The organism is Deltaproteobacteria bacterium (genome assembly GCA_009929795.1).
Lineage (GTDB): Bacteria > Desulfobacterota > Desulfovibrionia > Desulfovibrionales > Desulfomicrobiaceae > RZZR01.
Genome location: RZZR01000309.1, coordinates 1 through 1833, shown reverse-complemented (window position 1 = coordinate 1833; position 1833 = coordinate 1). Strand labels below are relative to the sequence as shown.

The 1833-nt window shown below is 61.8% G+C and carries 4 protein-coding genes; all 4 read left to right on the top strand.

What is annotated here, in order from left to right; all coding sequences use genetic code 11:
• Positions 1-534 precede the first annotated feature (534 nt).
• Positions 535-1014: a hypothetical protein gene (locus tag EOM25_14525; protein NCC26391.1), complete on the top strand. Its 480-nt coding sequence runs from the start codon at positions 535-537 to the stop codon at positions 1012-1014.
• Between the two features lie 30 nt (positions 1015-1044).
• Positions 1045-1311: a hypothetical protein gene (locus EOM25_14520; protein ID NCC26390.1), complete on the top strand. Its 267-nt coding sequence runs from the start codon at positions 1045-1047 to the stop codon at positions 1309-1311.
• A complete protein-coding gene (locus tag EOM25_14515) occupies positions 1311-1532 on the top strand; it encodes a hypothetical protein (GenBank protein NCC26389.1) in 222 nt (73 codons plus the stop codon). The genes EOM25_14520 and EOM25_14515 overlap by 1 nt, the downstream gene beginning before the upstream one ends.
• A 59-nt stretch (positions 1533-1591) precedes the next feature.
• The coding region (locus tag EOM25_14510) for a hypothetical protein (protein ID NCC26388.1) at positions 1592-1833 on the top strand (242 nt) is incomplete at its 3' end.

Here is a 1833-nt window from a genome sequence, read left to right as displayed (position 1 = left end):
GGTCTGGGATCCCTACAACGACGGGAAGGCGACCCGTCTTTGGAGGAAAAGGATCTGGACGCAGATCGAGCAGCCCTTGAGGCTGGTCCGGCATCGCCCGACCCAGATCCTGCAGGACCGGTCCATCCCGCCGCAAGCCAAGTTCTCTCTCGGGGTGTACGCTTACCCGAGCCTGATCTACCAGAACAGGTACTGCGACGAGTGGCCAAGGAAGCCCAGCAACTACGAGACCGGCCGCCAAGCCCTTGATAAGTTATCGGAGATCGACTGGCTCCAGTCTTGGGCCGAGGCCAATCTGGTCTGGGATCATGGACGATCAGTGTTCTTGGACCGGTTCGGAGACCCGGTTCCGAACACGTATCGGCTGCCTTCCCTGCATCCGGGAAGGAGGAGCTGGTATTCAGTGGGGTCAGAGACACTAAGCTGGCCTCAAGCCGTGGTCGGGATCCAGACCGGAAGGATCCCACGAAAGGCGCAAGCGCTGGATTCGAGCCATGAATTGGCGAGGATCCATTATCGATAGGAGACACAACGATGATCCTTAACCTCACCCAACACCAAGCAACCCCAGCCCAAATCAATGCGGGCGTCGTCGACTTGCCGGCTGACCGGCGGGCCAAGCTCGAGCAGCTCCTGACGGTCGAGAAGGAGGTGCTGATCGCCTCCCCCGAAACGAGGGACACGGTCCTGCGTTCGCGGGTCGAGTCGATCTTGGCGCTCGTCTTCGACGAGCTGGCGCAATGGCGCCGGGACCAGACCGAGAAGGCGGCCGAACTCTTCGCCAACGGCGAGCGCATCGCCGCCTGGTCAGTCGCGACCACGTATATCGGCCAGGCCATGATTGGCGGGGCTCCTTACCTGACGGAGCGCTTGGCCAAGCGCCTGAAGGAGCTGGACGTGGAGCCGCTTTATGCGGCCTCTGAGCGGGCCTCGGTCGAGCAGACCATGTCGGACGGGACCGTCCGTAAGGTCGTCAGCTTCGCCCACCTCGGGTTTATCCCGAGCGTGGCGTAAAACCCACACTCATGTAGAGGAGATTTCATCATGTTGAAGACGCTTACTGAGATGCTCGTCAAAGAGTCCTTGGACTCGTGGGAGGCGGGCCTGCAGAATTGCCCAGGCCCGATCAGCGCCGAACAGGCCAAACGAGCGCTCCAGCCCATTTTGGAGAGGACCATCTCCCGTCTTGAGGCGGAGGTGTTTGTCACGGCCGTTACGGCCTACATGGAGGGTCTCAACAACGAGACCATGAGCGTCAGGAGCTGTGACGTCACGGCTCTCATCAACAAAGCGATGACCGGAGAGGAATAATGGCCGCAATCCACAAGCATGGCAAGACCCTCAATGAGGCGGCGCAGACCGCTTGCCTCATCGCCGAGGCCCCCGAACTCATCGAGGAGTTCGGTGCCGCGCCCCGGGTCCGCCCCGCCCGCTCCACCAACCACGTCCGCCCCCTTTGGGGGGTGAAGGCGACCCGCCCGCATCGCCGCTCGTGGAAGGCGCGTCGCGCCACCCAGTGGCACGTCAACTAGCGCCCCATTGATCTGACCGGCCCCAAGGAGGGAGCTAAAACCCTAGGAGAATCAAGAAGATGAACACATGGCGCAACCTCATCGAAAGCGCGATGAAGAAGCGTGGAGAGACGATGGACGACATCGTCTCAATCACGCTGACCGAGAAGGAGCTGGACAGGGAGTTCGACGACGGCTACGGCGTCGAGGAGGGCCAGCCATTCACAGCTTGGACGAAAGAGGCCGTCTACTTCCCTCTCCGGTACGACGGGTCGGAGTGGGTCGGAAGTGTTTCTCGCCACCCGGACGGCCAGCCCACGAG